Origin of the sequence: Roseovarius sp. SK2, assembly GCF_028807495.1 — a bacterium.
Classification (GTDB): Bacteria; Pseudomonadota; Alphaproteobacteria; order Rhodobacterales; family Rhodobacteraceae; genus Roseovarius; species Roseovarius confluentis.
The window spans coordinates 1-14,853 of record NZ_JARAMK010000007.1 but is presented as its reverse complement, the minus strand read 5'-3'; the positions used below and the strand labels follow the sequence as shown (position 1 = coordinate 14,853).

The following is a 14,853-nucleotide window of genomic DNA, read 5'->3' as shown; positions in this document are numbered from 1 at the left end:
TCTATGAAAAGCGCCTCCGGCTCCGAGGGCAGTCGTGCTTCCAGCCCATCAACGCGCTTTCGCAGGGTAGTCATTGAAGACCCCCTTTCGGGGCAAACACGGCCTCTTCCACTCGTTTGATAAAAGCTTGTTCACTCTCGTTGCTCTGACGGCATTCCGTGACGCCATCGGCTCGGATAGCGATGTTCATCCCTTTGCCATCGTCACCGCCTCGCGGCACGCCGGTGGCAATGAAAGTTATTCGCTGTCGGTCACCCCAAAGGGCGCTGCCTTCCAGCGCTTTGATACGATGCTTGATCCTGCTCATTTTGCTGCCTCCAATGCAGTTATCCGTTGTTCCAGTTCGGTCGTTTCCAGTGCCTTCCTGTAGCCCTCCACCAGCGCCATGACGCTTGCACCTTCCAGAGGGGTTAGCTGACCCTCGGAGACGGCCTGCAGGACCGCCTGAGCGGCCTGTGAGGCGTCCTGTGCGGTTTTCATGGCCGGGAGGTCGAAATTGACCGGCGTGTCCTTCCTGGCGGGCGCTATGCGCTCCATGCAGAGACGCAACGCCGTGGTGTCGCCGTCCAGGGCCAGTTCCACCGCCTTTCGGGTCAGGGCCTCGCCATCTGCATCGAGAAGTTCCTGCACCGCTTGTGTCGCCCGGTGCCGCGAACCTTTGGGCTTGCCAGGGTTGCCGGGGGCGAAAGTGCCGTCAGGATTGCGACCTTCCGTTTTCGCTCCGCTGTTACGGTCTTTCTTCTGTGTCACTTCGAGCCTCCCTGCTGGCCAGCGCGGGGCTGCGATGACGGAAATGACGAAAATGACACTTTGCTACATATCGACCGTATGCGCGCGTGTGTGTGTGTGTGTGCGCACGCGCGTATACGGTGGATAAGGGTAAAAGTGTCATTTGTGTCATCCTAGGCAATTTTCACCCCCATAAAGCCGCGCCCCTGCGCCCTGCGGTGCTCTTGAAAGCCGCGCGATTTCAATTCCTTACGCATTGTGTTCTGCGTCCACGCGTGCAGCCCCTGGCGTTCGCACCAAAAGCCGAACCGTTGGTGCAATTCGCTGGTTGTGACGAAGCCGTCAGGCGTTGAGACGGTCTCGTCGGACAGGAATTGTCCCAACGTGTCCTCGTCATCCATGTATTCGGTCGAGGCCACCGCCACGCTGGCTGGTACATCTAGACCGCGCTTCTGCCATTCAACAGCACCGTCGATGGCCCAGCGAAGGATCTTCGGGCCTTCTGCCCGAAGCTTGTCGGCAAGGTCAGGATCCCGCTTTTCGGCTGGGATAGTGACTGTGAAGGGGACCAGGACCACGCGTGCCCGGATTGCTTCATCGACCCCCCGGAACGATGGCTGGTTGTTTCCTGCAATCATCAGGGTCAGTTGGGGATCAAAGTCGAAGAAGTCGCCGCGCATGAAGCGTGCGGTCATCCGGTCGCCGCCGGTCAGGTCCTTAATGACCGACTCGTCCCAAGTCTTTCCTACCGGTAGCTCCGACCCCGCCACCAGACGCGCGCCCTGAAGGCCTGCAAGCCCGGTGGAGTGCTTTTCTACCGCGCTGTTGAGGAAGGTTTCTGCCGCCGCTCTGCGCGCATAATCGCCCCAGAGGTCGAACAGCGTGTTCAGGAAGACCGACTTGCCGTTCCGGCCCGTGCCGTAAAGGAACAGCAGCTTATGCTCGGTCGTTTGGCCGGTCAGGGCGTATCCTGCCGCGCGCTGCATGAAGGAGATAACCTCCTGGTCGCCTGCGAACACATCATTGAGAAAGCGAAGCCACAGTTCGGGCTGCTCGCCTGTTGGAGCAGGAGCGCATGCCGTGAGTTTGGTGATGTTGTCCGAGCGGAGTGCATCGCGAAGCTGGCCGGTGCGCAGGTCAACCGTACCGCCGGGAGTGCCCAGAAGCATCCTGTCGCCGTCGAAATCTTCCGCCCCCGCCACACTCGCCGGATTGGACCTCGCAAGGCTCTCTACCGCCGCAACAGTGACTTTACTGCGGAGCGCGCGGGCCTGCTCTTTGGCCCAACGACGCAGCTTGTCGCCTTCACCTTCGCCCTTGTCCTGGTCGAGCTTTGCAGCCTTGTGGTCTGAGGCCTCTACAAGGTCACTGGCACGATCCCGAAGAAAGGCGCGCGTGCGGGTGAGGTGGCCCAACTTGTCGTCGGCCTCCCATCGCGAACCACTCCAGAACAGCCACTTGTTCCATATGGCGACGTATTTGCCGTTCTTGTCGAAATCCTGGCTACCAAGGTCCGTCGCAAGCGCGTCGTGGCTCAGGTCAAAGTCGCCTGTTTCGCCGCCACATTCTGGCTGCGGTGTGTTGGCCAGGTTACTGCCGAAATCCCATCCGGTCGGGGCACCGGGCGCGCGACCAAGGTTTTCACTCTTCGCGTAGGCGCGCACGGCTTCGGTAAAGTCTCCGTCATGCTCGAAATGAACGAATAGATCAAAGGCATCGCCTGTTCTGTAACCGCTCTGCGTGCCGCGTCCGATATTTGCCGCTGCATCGCTGCCTGAGAGACTGACCCAGTAGTCCCCGTAACACCGGGTTGCATGGCTCCCGCTCGACTGCATCGGGCTTTGCCAGTCGTCGGTGCCTGGGAGGTGCTTGTAGCCATAGTGTCCAAGAAGCTGCTCGACCGTGTGAGCGCCGTTGAAGTGGTCAACGGGGCTAACATCACCTCCCGCAGCCTGTGCGCCTCTCTGAGCGGCTCTCCGGCCCCTTTCGGCCTGAGCTTCCGCCTCGGCTTCTGCCAACGCCGTGCGGTTTGCCTCGCGGCGCTGAATGATCGGGTGCTCGGCATCCAGGGCAATCCTTGCTTCCCTGCAGATATCGAACTGGTAGTGCTCACCACGGTTCGGCAGGTAGACGAGCTGTCCGGGACGTTCCAAACCCCGATCCGGTATCAACGAGCCCTCACTTGCTTCTTCCAGGAGGTCGAAGAAAGCGCGTTGCGTATCCGAGAAGTCCTTCCCAAATATAGGCTCTGACAAAGGCAGTAATGCCCGCCACTTCTTATTTTCGGGTGTCGCGGATTTGCTGCTGTAGACCACCCTGCGGGCGTTGCCGACAACACCCTTGATGGCCGATACGACGTCGGTCAGGTCTAGGTTGTTCTCGTCAATGTCCAGCGTCAGCCACCAGAAGCAGCCTCGGTCCCGCTGTGCCTCATGAGAACGTGCATCCGACTGGCAATAGTTGGACGGGATGAACCACTGCGCTTGGTCCTTCGCCACGCTGGCAGGTGCCTCGACCAAGCGCACGATTTCCTTGCCAGTTACTGAGCCGTAGGCCTGACCAGCAGACTTGTGGGGGTTGCGCCGCCCATCGCTCAGGATTTCGGCGTGCGTGTCGCTTTGACCGAACCCGGTGCAAAACTCCCTTGCTACCACCCCCTCGGCGTAGCCCTGCATTTCGATTACGGCTGCGGTGGAATTCATCATGCAGCCCCGCTTTCCCGACGAAGAGGGATAACCTCTGCCGTCGCCAGATCCCGTTCATGGGCTTCGGCCCAATCTCTGGCAAACTCGATGGCTTTTGGGCGGGTGTCGAAACTACCAACGATTGCCGCGCTGTCCCGGTGGCGGGACCAGTCATAGACGTAGTAGACCGTCAGGTAGCGGTATGGGGCGATTTCCTCGCCCCAACCTTCGCGGACCTCCACATAACCCCTCAGGTCATCCTCGGGTTTTCGCGAACACTCGGTCATGCCGCCTCGCTTTCCACAGCGGGACTGGCGACACTGCTGACTTCGCCGAGGTAACGCACCTCGTCTACAAGGACGTAGATGCCGAAGCGCGTATTCTCGATTCCGTCATTCTCCTGGAAGAATTCGGTTTCGATATTGAGCCCGTTTTCATTCCGCAGAAGCAGAACGATATCGGACAGACGAACCGGGCTGGCGCAGTAAATCGGATTGCGGACCAGCGCGTCCAGCACTTGCCTTTTGCGGTTGCTCAAGGTGATGCTTTCACGCTTGCCGTCCGCGTGTTGCACCTCGTAATGCGCCCCGCCTCGACGGCACGGTAGATCACGCCGCGAAATGATCCATTGCGTGTTTTGAGGCGGTTTAGTGTCTGTTTTCTTATTCATGCTCGTTACCTTCTTCTTGAAGGAACGGGCCGGATGCGGTACGTTTCTGTTGCTGCACAAACGAATACTGCCCCTGCCCGATCCTTTGGGTGGGGGTTTCGTTTAAGCGGCTTCTCTTGCCTGAACGGCTCGGTCTACGACTTCTTCGACTTCACTGCTTTTCCAACGGGACATGCCGCCAATCTTTATTGGCTTCGGCAGGGTTCCGTCAGACACGCGACGCCAGATAGTGGTGACACTGCATCCGTACGCGGCGGCTATTTCTCTAACGGAGAGAAGCTTTTCGTGGGCTTGGGTAGTCATGTTCATCACCTGTGGCTGGTTGCTACAGGATGAACCTAAGTGATTGAAAACGCCTCTAGTATATCCCTTTTTATCAGAAAATTAAAAAGGGACTCCCCTTGAAAGAAACATGCTATTTCAACGGCTCATTCGCGACCAGAACCCGCAGCTCGTCTATCGGTGGTCCACGCCAATGCTCATCGATACCAAGAATTTCGCGCCCTCGTTTGACGCTCGCAAGCATCTTGTTCTGCGCTTTGGGTTTGTTGAAAAGCCCGTGTGTTGGGAAAGTGTCTTCGGCAAGCTCAATCAGTGTACGTAAAGGCGTCTCGAATTTGGCCTCGCGTTTTATTTCCTTTACCTCCCGGACCCTTTCGAGCGTCAAGTAGATGACCAACGCGCGCTTCGCGTCGTTAGTCCGGGTCGGATTTTTCGACGGTTGGCCTGGTCCTCGCTTGGCAGGCCTCGGCGCGCGCAGGTATCTTTCAAAAAAGTGACCTAGTTCGACCCACCGTCTGGCGTCTTCCGTGGCCCCGAGCCCCAGTCCAAAATTTTCTTTATCAGGCTGCCAAGCTAAACCGTTGGCTTCCGCAATCGCGACGTCCAAAAGACCTTTTGCTTTTACTGGATCATCCGCCATTGCGGCTGCCCTCCATCCAATCGCTGATTGCACTTTCCCGCCAGCCGATGGCGCGCAGGCCAAGCTTCTGGGGTCGCGGGAAATCACCGCGCTCGATCATGCGGTATATCGTGGATCTGCTAAGCCCTGTGGCCTGCTGAACTTCTATGCAACTCAGTATTCTATCGGTCATTAAATGTTTCCTCTTTCCAAATGAAAAAAGGTTACAATCGAATAGTTTAAGCCCAGTTAAATTTTCCAGATTAAGCAAGTCGAAGCACCTCGCTCGCGTTCTCCCCGGTGACATGATCCGCCCAGCGGGCCATCAATACACGGCGCTGATCGAGGAAATCCGTGCGGCGATAGGCACGGGCAACTTTCGTTCCGGTCACGTGCGCCAAAGCCACCTCGGCTATGTTTTCCGGCGTACTCGTCGCCTCTGCGCACCAGGTTCTGAAGCTGGATCGGAAGCCATGCGGGCGGGCGTCCATGCCTCGCCTTTTCATCAATGCACTCATCGTCGCGTCGGAGAGAACGCCCCTGCGCACACTTGGGAACAGGTAGCCGTCCCGAGCCAGCGGCTTTGCCTGCTCGATGACGGCCAAGGCCTCTTTAGACAGCGGCACCCGGAATTCCTGCTCGTAGCCTTTCTGCGATTTCATGTTTTCGGCGGGAACTGTCCACACGTCGCCTTCAATCTCATCTAGGCGGCAGAACCGGATCGGCTTGGACCGCAGAGCTGTCAGGATTAGAAGCCTAAGCGCCAGGTGCGTGACCGTTCCATCCGAAAGGCTTTCATAAAAGCTCGGCACTTCCTGCCACAGCAGCGCGGGGATATTGCGTGCTTCATGTCGGGACTTGCCCAGAAGCGCCTTGGCCTTTTCCGTTGCCTGAACATCCACATTGAGTCCCATGGCAGCAGCATGCTTTAAGGTGATATTCAGCCGGTTTAGAGCCTTTCTCGCGGTGTCTGACTTCGTGTGCCAGATAGGTGCCAGGGTATTTTTGATATCGCGCTGGTCGATATCCTCGACCGGGACTTTTCCAATCTTCGGCAAGACGTGCAATTCGAGGGGAGTGAACCACCGGCCTGCCTTACCGTCGCCTTTCAACTCGGCCTTCTTGGCTTCGAATGCCTCCACAGCCACTGAGGATAGAGTGTGGTCGTCGCGCATAGCATTGCGGCGCAAGCGTTCCCTTTCCTTGATCGGATCCTTCCCCTCCCGCACTACGGCACGCCAGCGCTCGGCAGTGTCGCGGGCCTCTTTCAGGCTGACATCGCTCAGGGCACCGAGCCCCATTTCCCTGCGCCTGCCATGGACAGTGACACGAAGAACCCACTGAGCCCCGCCGTCCTCGCGCTTGTGCAGCCATAGACCAGCACCATCGGAATACTTGCCGGGTTTCGCGTTCTTGACCTTGGCGGCTGATAACTTGTGTAGCGCGGGCAAATCTCTGTCCCCTTCTGAATCCACCCCTATATATAGTATAGAACGCGACAGCATGAAACAGCATGAAACAACGAAACTACCGAATTTATTGGAAAACTGTGATGTATGACGCGGATTGGCACTACATGATATAGGTTTTCGATGCCTCTCCTGGGCACCATTCGTCAACCCCGAAATCCTTATTTTTCTGGTTTTGTTGGGTTCTGAGCGAATGGCGACCGAAAACTGCCCCACAAATCGCCACGCAAAATGGTTTCCGGCAGCCTCTTGCTGGCGCGGAAAGGGAAGCCACTCGCCATTGCAGTTAAGGGACGGCCATATCCGGGGATTGTCCTATAGAGAAAACGCCGATTTGATATCTCGCTCAAGGTCGGTAAGCCTTGCGGCATGCCAGCTCAGACCGAGGTCGGCAAACCCACCGAATTGGTACCGGAGATCCGACGCCGCTCCCCAAGTGAAGCTAAACAGACAACAAGAACCGCCACTGGAAAGAAACCCGGCGGAGATGAGGAATCACCTGCTTCTCATACTCAGGACACAGATACACAGCAGCCGAAGATGCTCTGAGGCGGCTTAAAAGAGCTGGCGTTCGAGTCAACCAAGACCCGTACGGGATGTGTTGATAATCGCGATCAGGTAGGTCGCGATTATCAAGAACGCGTTCGTCCGCTTCAAGCCCAAACTGACCCGGGCGTGTCTTGTCCACGTCGCGCGCGCAGCGAGGTCCGCATCGACAAGGACGGCCCACAGCGGCCATCCATGCAAGTAGTAGCGAACGGCGGCTTCGAACCCTTTTGCGTCATTGACTCGCCATCCCCGCCAGCATGGAGCCAAGAGCAACAAAGTGGATCAACATGATCGCTTTGTCGTTCCATATCACGCCGACAATCAGCCAGCCCAGAACGCCGATGAGGAACAGGTAGAGGTTCCAGGGCGTCCAGCCGAAAGCGGTTCCCGCGTAGCCCAGGATCTGGATGACCGAGGCGATCCACTTCACGATGAACGCCGTTTGGCCGCGCTGGATGATATTTGTTGCCTCAGACGCCACGGGTCAGCCCTCCGTCGATCCGCCAGTTCTGCCCGGTGACATAGCTGCCGCCTTCCGAAGCGAGCCAGCCGATGAGTGAGGAAATCTCTTCTTCTTTGCCGTAGCGTCCCATCGGGATACGTGCGCGGCGGTCCTCGGTCTCTGGCAGGCTGTCGATGAAGCCAGGCAGAACATTGTTCATGCGGATGTTCTGTGCGGCATACTTGTCGGCGTATAGTTTGGCGAAACTGGCGAGGCCGGCGCGGAAGATGCCCGAAGTTGGAAAGAGCGGGTCGGGCTCGAAGGCTGCGAAGGTCGAAATGTTGATGATCGCGCCACCGCCTCGTGCCGCCATGATCGGCGTGACGAGGCGGGTGGGACGGATCACGTTCAGAAGGTAAACATCAAGCCCCGCATGCCACTCTTCGTCGGTGATCTCGATGATATCTCCCTTGGGTCCATGCCCGGCTGAGTTCACCAGGACATCGATGCGGCCCCACCGGTCAACCGCGCCGTCAACGAGGCGTGTGAGATCCTCGACCGACTGGTTCGATCCGGTGACGCCGAAGCCGCCGAGATTTTCGGCGAGCGCCTCTCCTTTGCCGGAAGAAGATAGAACACCGACCTTGAAGCCGTTGGAGGCCAGGCGTTTCGCAGCAGCAGCTCCCATACCGCTACCGCCTGCTGTGATGAGCGCTACTTTTTCTATCGTCATGGTCCTATGCTCCTTAGTGGCCGGAGAATCCGGTTGTTTCTGTTTTCCATCAAGTAAGTGGTATGGGATACTATGACCAGCCAGATGGGCTATTTCGTGAGTGTAGGAAATCTATCGTGTCGAAGGAAAACGGCTTGCCGCCCCTTAACGGCCTCCGGGCATTCGCAGCGGCGGGCAGACATCTGAGCTTCCGCGCGGCGGCCGATGATCTGGGCGTGACCCAAGGGGCGGTAGCCCAGCAAGTCCGCGGACTCGAGGAACATCTCGGCCTTCGCCTGTTCCTGCGGGTGTCCCGTGGTCTGGCTTTCACCGAGGAGGGGCGCGCTTACCACGCGGCGGTTTCGCGGGCTTTCCTACAGCTCTCGGAGGCAACCGTGGCACTCCGGTCGGCACCGTCGCGAGCGACGATCAGTGTGACCCCCACCTTTGCGTCGAAGTGGCTCATCCCGCGGCTCGCGGAGCTCACCGAAGCCCATCCCGGGATCGACCTGCGCATTACCGCCACCGAGCGCGTCGCGAGCTTCCATGCCGACGGGATCGACCTCGCGGTGCGGCAGGTACGGCCGCCCTTCGGGGCGAGCCTGCGCGCCGATCTACTCTTCCCGCAGGAGGTGATTGCAGTCTGCTCGCCCAACCTGATCGCCCGTCAGGATCTACCGCTCGACGCGGCGGCTTTGTCGCGCATGACGCTGCTGCACGACTCGCACGATCTTTGGCCGAAATTCATCGAAGCCGCCTTTGGGGGTGAAGTTGAGCTGTCGCGCGCACTTCGGTTTAACCAGACAACACTCACTATCGACGCGGCGCTGGCTGGGCAGGGTATTGCGCTGGCAAGCCGTTTCCTCGTTCAGCGAGACCTGAAGGTTGGGCACCTTGTGCAACCGCTCGACGGTGCTCTCGAAGGTGGACTGGACTTCTACCTGCTGACGCCGCGACAAAACCCGTCTGATGCGTCATTGATCGTCCGCGACTGGTTTCTCGGCATGACTATCGAAAGCGCTTAAGTGAGTCGCCGTGGTTCGCCGCAGCTAAGGCAACTTTGTCCACTTAACGTACATTGACGTCATGTGCAGCGAAGGTCGGCTTACCGCCCTCTCCGCCAGGTGCTTCATGTGCGAGAAGCAGTCTCTTGCGTATAGAGCGAACGGCGGGAAGATCCGCACAGCTGACACCCGAGACCTTGAAACTGCCCCTCTGATTTCTGCGAGGGCAATAGCCTGTTAGAACCGTGTTACACTCCGGGTCAGGCGTGGTTCTTTAACGCATCTGGTAAGGGGATTGCGGATCGATGCCAGCCGTTTTTTGTCGCGATACCGGGTTTGATTGGAGCATCTCAGGGCATCCAAATTCTCGATGACGGTCAGGTGGCCACAGGGCCAGGCGTGGCTTTGAAAGCGCTGGAATAGAGCGATGAGTTAGCCATTATTTCGGCATAAACAGTCTCCAGAAAATGAAAAATGCGGCAACCGCCAATCACAGACGGTCGCCGCTTTCATCATAGAAATCAGTTTTAAACACTCGTTACTGATAGCCATCATTGCGTTCTGTCCGTGCGTTAAATGTGGCGCGATTGTGTCCAAAATTGGCCGTTCAGGGTTTTCTGCGAAACAACCCGTTTCGAAAAACGAACGGCAATGTAAGTCTTCGAACTTTGCTCCAATCGCATGTCACGCCTCGCGGTAGGTTGCCGTCGTTATCAGCAATAGACGCTGGATACAGCACGGGCCGGATCGAGGGTGCGAATGCATGCTTGGCGGAGTGCGCGAATTAATCCTTGTTTGCAGCGACAGAGCCACGTCTTCAGATGTGAAGGCAGAAAATCTAGAGCACTGGCATTCCTGAATAAGGTCCGGGCAGAAGTTTTTGCTGCTTTCTTTCCAACCAGCCGTCGCAATTTTATCCACTTCGCCTTATAGTTGTTTGGAGATGGCGTGATGCACGTAAAATGTATTCGACCGCGCGCTGCGAAAAAAGTTTCTGCTTGTGGGAGGAGAAAATGCACCTTCTGGCCGTAGATGACGAACCGGCAATCCTCCAGCTCATCGAGCTGTTGGTCCAGTTCAATGGAGAACACACGGTAACCACTGCAGAATGCGCAGTTGATGCACTTGACGTGCTAGCGCAGCCCGACGCTGAGCCAATTGACTGCTTCCTGGTGGATATTCAGATGCCCGGAACAGACGGTATTGAGCTTTGCAAGATCCTGCGAAGCCGGCATGATCACAAGAAGACGCCAGTCCTTATGCTGACGGCAATGTCGGACAAGTCGTACATCGACCGAGCTTTTTCGGCTGGGGCCACTGACTACATCACCAAACCAATCGACATCGATGATCTGCTCGGGCGTATCAAACTGATAGAAGAGATTGTCTTCAGTCGAAAGAAGCAAAACCAACAGCCAGATTTGAGTAACACAGGTGCGAGCGAAACCGACGCGCCGCTGGCACTGCACGAACCGTTCCACGTGCGCGATATAAACGGGATGATCGATTACCTGGCCCTTGAGAATTACATTTCCTTAATGGCACGCAAGAAGCTGTTCGGTTCAGCTGTGTTTGCGTTCAGCATTCGCGACATCGAAGGCCTGTTCCGACAAACCTCGCGCTTCGAATACGAATGTCTCGTGGCGGATGTGGCCGAGGCCATCACATTGGGTCTCAGCGAACATCCACATTTAATATCGTATGCTGGGAACGGCACTTTTGTATGCATTGTTGAGGACGGATGGCAGCCGGGTTCAGAAGCTCTGGCCGATAAGGTGAATATAGCCATTCACACCCTAGGACTCTATTTCAATGACGGCAGGCCGATGTCTGTCAAAGTGTCTGCTGGCGATGTCATACGCTTGGTTTGGAAAAGTGGCGACAGCGCAATAGATGCCCTGTCAGCCGCGCATCAAAGTGCCGAGAAAGAAAGCCGACGTTACGCAAAAGACCTCGAAAACTTCTGGGACGATAAGGACATCGTATCACGCTGCCCGGGGCTATTCGCCCAGTCGGAAAAGAATGTTCCTGCCTGAGACGGCAATCGGTTTGACATGCCGGCAAAGGTCGCTCGAAGCTGGGTGCTAGTATTGAAAGTACTTGGAGCGGTATCGGATTTATTGAAAATGCCCGCTCAACATTTCCGTTACCAATTTCAACGCAAAGCGTTATCGATTTGAGGAGTAATGGGGACAGAAGCCAAAAAATCTCGGATTCGAAGTGACACCCTTACCCAAAAGTGAAGGTTTCGTACTTACATTTACTCACTTCGACCCATTGACACTGTATCATGTCATGATACATACTACGCAATGATTCAGAGCACCAAGGGCAAATTGGCGGATAGGGCCGTTGCCGGGAAATACGGCAAAGGATTCCCTGCCAACCTTGTAAAGCGAACGATTGCTATGCTCGCCGCGATGGATGCTGCTTCGGTTCTTGAGGATCTCCGGTTCCCACCGGGTAATCACCTCGAAGAGCTAAAGGGTGACCGCGCTGGTCAGTACTCCGTTCGCATAAACGACCAGTGGCGCATCTGTTTCACCTGGACCGAGCTTGGTCCTGCTGACGTTGAGATAGTTGATTACCACTGAAAGGAGCCGACTATGACCATGCTGCAAGTGCCGGTCCATCCCGGCGACGTGCTTAATGAGCTTTACCTGGAGCCGCTGAATATGAGCGCTCCTGCCCTCGCCAAGAAACTTGGAGTGCCTCGCACTCGTATTGAACGCGTATGCAAGGGTGAAGTTGCTCTCAGCGTTGATACGGCTTTTCGCCTGGCGAAGTTCTTTGGTACGACCCCAGAGTATTGGGTGAATATGCAAAAGAACTATGAACTGATTAGAGCTCGTAGTGAAATAGACGTCTCCAACATCCAACCGTTGGAAGCGGCTTAAACTTGCTGCGCCTCTGCCGTTACATCGATTGTAATGCGCTGTGCGCCAGCCTTGATGACCTCAACGCTGGCTAATAATCTGTCGCTGGCGTCATCGACAACTCCCCGGAAGGGGAGTTCAAGCTGCCTGCGCGTAAATGGTAAGGATCACCACAAAACAGTCTGTGAATTGCCACCAGAAGTGGCTTAACACCCTGCCACGAGCAAAAGCTTTAAGCTATTATTCCAAGGTCTGTTTGAGATGCCCCTAGTTTCCTGGACAGCTGCCTTGTTCAGTTTCTGCTGTCTGATCTCATAGTCAACGGGCGACAGCATGCCTTTGTTCGTATGTTTGCGCTTCGGGTTAAAGCTTGGTCTGTAAGCTTTCCCTGACGTCACGCATGACCCAATTCGCAGAGGTTTGGTGATCGGGTTGCACTCCATACGCAAACCTGTTTCGTTCCGGCCATCGCTTGCCACACGCGCCATCTGGAATGCGGCCACCAATCGGTTTCCGCAGGCCCGACCTTTTTGCGTGGTGGCGTCCCGTTGGCGGTCAACGCCCTGACGGCGAAGCTCGCGAAGAAAAAACTAAGGAGATGTCAGAATGAAACGATTTTTGCTGGGAACCGCGTTCGCCGTAGCCACGCCCGTGGCTGCAGCCGCACAGGATTGCGGGGAGGTCTCGATCGCTGAAATGAACTGGGCCTCGGCGCAGATCGTCGTCGCGGTCTCGGACTTCCTGCTGACACAGGGCTATTCCTGCGACGTAACCGTTGTTCCGTCGGACACCACACCGGCCGTCACCTCGCTTTCGGAGAATAACGAACCCGATGTCGTGCCCGAGATGTGGCCGAACTCGGCCGGCGACGCCTATGACAAACTCAAGGAAAACGGGCGCATTGTCGAGCTGACCAGCGTCCTGAACCCCGGCGGCGTCGAAGGTTGGTGGATCCCGACCTACCTTGCCGAAGAGCATCCTGAACTGACCACCATTGAGGGTGTGCTCGAAAACCCCGACCTCGTTGGCGGCATGTTCAACAACTGCCCCGATGGTTGGGGGTGCCGCACGGTCAGCGATAACCTGGCCCGTGCTTTCGATCTCGAAGGCAACGGCATCGAGGTGTTCAACCACGGTTCGGGCGAAACCCTCGCGACCTCGATGGCCTCGGCCTATGAAAGCGAAGAACCGTGGTTCGGCTACTACTGGGGTCCGACAACGCCGCTGGGCAAGTTCGACATGACCCGCGTGGAGCTGGGCGAGTATGACGAGGAAGCGCATTCCGCCAACCAGAACCCGGATAATCCGGATCCGCAGCCCTCGGAGTTTCCGACGGCGCCGATCCTGACGGTCGTCACCAAGGACTTTAACGACAACAACCCCGAGCTGGCGGAGTTCTTCAGCAAGGTGTCGTTCGAGACATCCGAGATGAGCCAACTCCTTGCCTGGCAGGACGAGAACAACGCCTCAACCGAAGAGGCTGCGGTCTACTACCTGCAAAACAACCAGGACACTTGGAGCGAGTGGCTGAACGAAGAGGCACGCGGGAACCTGTCCGAACTGCTCGAGCAGTAAGCGCGGACGCGTGATGGTTCCGGCGGGAAGGGCACAGCTTCCCGCCGGAATTTGTCTTTTCCAACATAGCTGCACCGCCCTGAGCGTCCGGGGCAGTTGTGCCACAATAACATGCGAAGGTTGCTAAAGGCCGGGCGTCTTCAAGGTTCGCCCCAGCCCAAAGACAATCGGACGGTCCGCTCGGGATCCGGGGAAGTGATACATGGCGACATACGATTTTTTATTCGACAAACTGGGCCTTCGAGGCTGGTGCGGCGAAGAGCAGGGCGGCGGCCTGAGCTCGATGGCGGACCTCATGGGGCAGGCCGGAGGCGAAAGTGACACCTCGCTCTGGGAGCTTCCCTTTCCATCGCTCGACGCCCTGAACGATGCCTGCAGCAGCGTCCCGCAATCGCGTGACCTTACGCGCGGACTGGAGCGCGGCTTTCTCGACATCAAGGACAGCCTGAAAGTCGTGGTCGACCCACTGACCCAACCGCTGAGCTGGGCCCTGGAAAACGCGCTCTGGATCATGCAGTCGGTTCCGTGGTGGATCATGATACCGCTGCTGATGCTGATCACCTGGGGCGTGGGCCGGTCGGGCAAGCTGGTGGCGCTGGTCGCGGCCTGCTTCGGGTTTCTCGCCTTCATCGATTTCTACGATCATACCATGCAAACGCTCGCGATAATTTTCGTCTGCGCCTTCATATGCGTGCTCTTCGGTGTGCCCATCGGGATCGCCATGTCACGCAATGACAGGGTGCAGAAAGCGCTCATACCTGTGCTGGACATGCTGCAGACGTTACCCCCCTTCGTTTATCTTATCCCGCTGATCTTCCTCTTCTCGGTGACGGAGCCCAAGCTCTACGGCATTGCCATTATCCTTTATGCCATCGTTCCGGTGGTGCGTTTGACAGATCTCGGGATCCGGTTGGTGGACAAGGACGTGATCGAGGCCGCCGATGCGTTCGGGATGACCAGGCGGCAGAAGCTATTCGGGGTACAGATCCCGCTGGCCCTGCCCAACATCATGGCCGGCGTGAACCAGACGATCATGATGAGCCTCGCGATGGTGGTCATCGCCTCGCTGGTCTCGGCGCCGGGCCTCGGCGTGCTGGTGCTGCGCGGCATCCGCAGCCTCGAGTTGGGTGTCGGCCTCTTGTCCGGCCTCGGCATCGTGCTGCTGGCGATCATTCTTGACCGGGTCACCAAAGCCGCGCTCGCACGGATCAACGCGGAGCAGAAATCATGAGCGATGAAAGC

General features: G+C 57.2%; 17 protein-coding genes. 6 read left to right on the top strand and 11 right to left on the bottom strand.

Features of this window, described 5'->3' with window-relative positions:
- Window positions 1-70: 70 nt before the first annotated feature.
- The 11 genes from PVV74_RS13785 to PVV74_RS13735 form a co-directional block, all read right to left on the bottom strand.
- Entirely contained in the window at window positions 71-307 is a 237-nt protein-coding gene (locus PVV74_RS13785; protein WP_274593597.1) for a hypothetical protein, read from the bottom strand.
- Complete coding sequence (locus PVV74_RS13780; protein WP_274593596.1) at window positions 304-750, bottom strand: DUF5681 domain-containing protein; 447 nt, start codon at window positions 748-750, stop codon at window positions 304-306. Before PVV74_RS13780 ends, PVV74_RS13785 begins: the two co-directional genes overlap by 4 nt.
- Before the next feature lie 152 nt (window positions 751-902).
- A complete protein-coding gene (locus tag PVV74_RS13775; protein WP_274593595.1) occupies window positions 903-3,434 on the bottom strand; it encodes a phage/plasmid primase, P4 family in 2,532 nt (843 codons plus the stop codon).
- On the bottom strand, window positions 3,431-3,700 hold the full coding sequence (locus PVV74_RS13770) for a hypothetical protein (protein ID WP_103763173.1): 270 nt from the start codon (window positions 3,698-3,700) through the stop codon (window positions 3,431-3,433). The genes PVV74_RS13775 and PVV74_RS13770 overlap by 4 nt, the downstream gene beginning before the upstream one ends.
- Entirely contained in the window at window positions 3,697-4,083 is a 387-nt protein-coding gene (locus PVV74_RS13765) for a hypothetical protein (protein WP_274593594.1), read from the bottom strand. Before PVV74_RS13765 ends, PVV74_RS13770 begins: the two co-directional genes overlap by 4 nt.
- A 102-nt stretch (window positions 4,084-4,185) precedes the next feature.
- Window positions 4,186-4,386: a helix-turn-helix transcriptional regulator gene (locus PVV74_RS22830; protein WP_338020425.1), complete on the bottom strand. Its 201-nt coding sequence runs from the start codon at window positions 4,384-4,386 to the stop codon at window positions 4,186-4,188.
- 112 nt (window positions 4,387-4,498) lie between these two features.
- Window positions 4,499-5,005, bottom strand: a complete 507-nt coding sequence (locus PVV74_RS13755; protein WP_274593592.1) for a hypothetical protein — start codon at window positions 5,003-5,005, stop codon at window positions 4,499-4,501.
- Window positions 4,995-5,255, bottom strand: coding sequence for a helix-turn-helix transcriptional regulator (locus tag PVV74_RS13750; protein WP_338020424.1), 261 nt, complete (start codon window positions 5,253-5,255; stop codon window positions 4,995-4,997). The genes PVV74_RS13755 and PVV74_RS13750 overlap by 11 nt, the downstream gene beginning before the upstream one ends.
- A complete protein-coding gene (locus tag PVV74_RS13745; protein WP_274593591.1) occupies window positions 5,248-6,435 on the bottom strand; it encodes a tyrosine-type recombinase/integrase in 1,188 nt (395 codons plus the stop codon). Before PVV74_RS13745 ends, PVV74_RS13750 begins: the two co-directional genes overlap by 8 nt.
- Window positions 6,436-7,234: 799 nt before the next feature.
- The gene (locus tag PVV74_RS13740; protein ID WP_103761795.1) at window positions 7,235-7,483 is read right to left on the bottom strand and encodes a DUF6552 family protein; all 249 of its coding nucleotides are present in this window, start codon (window positions 7,481-7,483) and stop codon (window positions 7,235-7,237) included.
- Window positions 7,473-8,177 (bottom strand): SDR family oxidoreductase, encoded by a 705-nt coding sequence (locus tag PVV74_RS13735; protein WP_274593590.1) that lies wholly within the window; start codon window positions 8,175-8,177, stop codon window positions 7,473-7,475. The genes PVV74_RS13740 and PVV74_RS13735 overlap by 11 nt, the downstream gene beginning before the upstream one ends.
- A 116-nt stretch (window positions 8,178-8,293) precedes the next feature.
- Here PVV74_RS13735 and PVV74_RS13730 point away from each other — a divergent pair, with 116 nt between their 5' ends.
- From PVV74_RS13730 to PVV74_RS13705, 6 genes are all read left to right on the top strand, one after another.
- Window positions 8,294-9,181, top strand: coding sequence for a LysR substrate-binding domain-containing protein (locus PVV74_RS13730; protein ID WP_274593589.1), 888 nt, complete (start codon window positions 8,294-8,296; stop codon window positions 9,179-9,181).
- A gap of 992 nt (window positions 9,182-10,173) precedes the next feature.
- On the top strand, window positions 10,174-11,196 hold the full coding sequence (locus PVV74_RS13725) for a response regulator transcription factor (RefSeq protein ID WP_274593588.1): 1,023 nt from the start codon (window positions 10,174-10,176) through the stop codon (window positions 11,194-11,196).
- 276 nt (window positions 11,197-11,472) lie between these two features.
- The gene (locus PVV74_RS13720) at window positions 11,473-11,754 is read left to right on the top strand and encodes a type II toxin-antitoxin system RelE/ParE family toxin (protein WP_274593587.1); all 282 of its coding nucleotides are present in this window, start codon (window positions 11,473-11,475) and stop codon (window positions 11,752-11,754) included.
- A 12-nt stretch (window positions 11,755-11,766) separates the two neighbouring features.
- Window positions 11,767-12,057 carry a HigA family addiction module antitoxin gene (locus tag PVV74_RS13715; protein WP_274593586.1) on the top strand — a complete coding sequence of 97 codons (291 nt, stop codon included), beginning with the start codon at window positions 11,767-11,769 and terminating at the stop codon, window positions 12,055-12,057.
- A 585-nt stretch (window positions 12,058-12,642) separates the two neighbouring features.
- Entirely contained in the window at window positions 12,643-13,611 is a 969-nt protein-coding gene (locus PVV74_RS13710; protein WP_103763659.1) for an ABC transporter substrate-binding protein, read from the top strand.
- A gap of 202 nt (window positions 13,612-13,813) precedes the next feature.
- Entirely contained in the window at window positions 13,814-14,842 is a 1,029-nt protein-coding gene (locus tag PVV74_RS13705; RefSeq protein ID WP_103763660.1) for an ABC transporter permease, read from the top strand.
- The last annotated feature ends 11 nt before the right edge of the window (window positions 14,843-14,853 follow it).

What these genes read in the sequence shown, in the direction of transcription:
- PVV74_RS13785 (WP_274593597.1), bottom strand. Translation starts at nt 307, where the DNA reads ATGAGCAGGATCAAGCATCGTATCAAAGCGCTGGAAGGCAGCGCCCTT.
- PVV74_RS13775 (WP_274593595.1), bottom strand. Translation starts at nt 3,434, where the DNA reads ATGATGAATTCCACCGCAGCCGTAATCGAAATGCAGGGCTACGCCGAG.
- PVV74_RS13770 (WP_103763173.1), bottom strand. Translation starts at nt 3,700, where the DNA reads ATGACCGAGTGTTCGCGAAAACCCGAGGATGACCTGAGGGGTTATGTG.
- PVV74_RS13765 (WP_274593594.1), bottom strand. Translation starts at nt 4,083, where the DNA reads ATGAATAAGAAAACAGACACTAAACCGCCTCAAAACACGCAATGGATC.
- PVV74_RS22830 (WP_338020425.1), bottom strand. Translation starts at nt 4,386, where the DNA reads ATGACTACCCAAGCCCACGAAAAGCTTCTCTCCGTTAGAGAAATAGCC.
- PVV74_RS13755 (WP_274593592.1), bottom strand. Translation starts at nt 5,005, where the DNA reads ATGGCGGATGATCCAGTAAAAGCAAAAGGTCTTTTGGACGTCGCGATT.
- PVV74_RS13735 (WP_274593590.1), bottom strand. Translation starts at nt 8,177, where the DNA reads ATGACGATAGAAAAAGTAGCGCTCATCACAGCAGGCGGTAGCGGTATG.
- PVV74_RS13725 (WP_274593588.1), top strand. Translation starts at nt 10,174, where the DNA reads ATGCACCTTCTGGCCGTAGATGACGAACCGGCAATCCTCCAGCTCATC.
- PVV74_RS13720 (WP_274593587.1), top strand. Translation starts at nt 11,473, where the DNA reads ATGATTCAGAGCACCAAGGGCAAATTGGCGGATAGGGCCGTTGCCGGG.
- PVV74_RS13715 (WP_274593586.1), top strand. Translation starts at nt 11,767, where the DNA reads ATGACCATGCTGCAAGTGCCGGTCCATCCCGGCGACGTGCTTAATGAG.
- PVV74_RS13710 (WP_103763659.1), top strand. Translation starts at nt 12,643, where the DNA reads ATGAAACGATTTTTGCTGGGAACCGCGTTCGCCGTAGCCACGCCCGTG.
- PVV74_RS13705 (WP_103763660.1), top strand. Translation starts at nt 13,814, where the DNA reads ATGGCGACATACGATTTTTTATTCGACAAACTGGGCCTTCGAGGCTGG.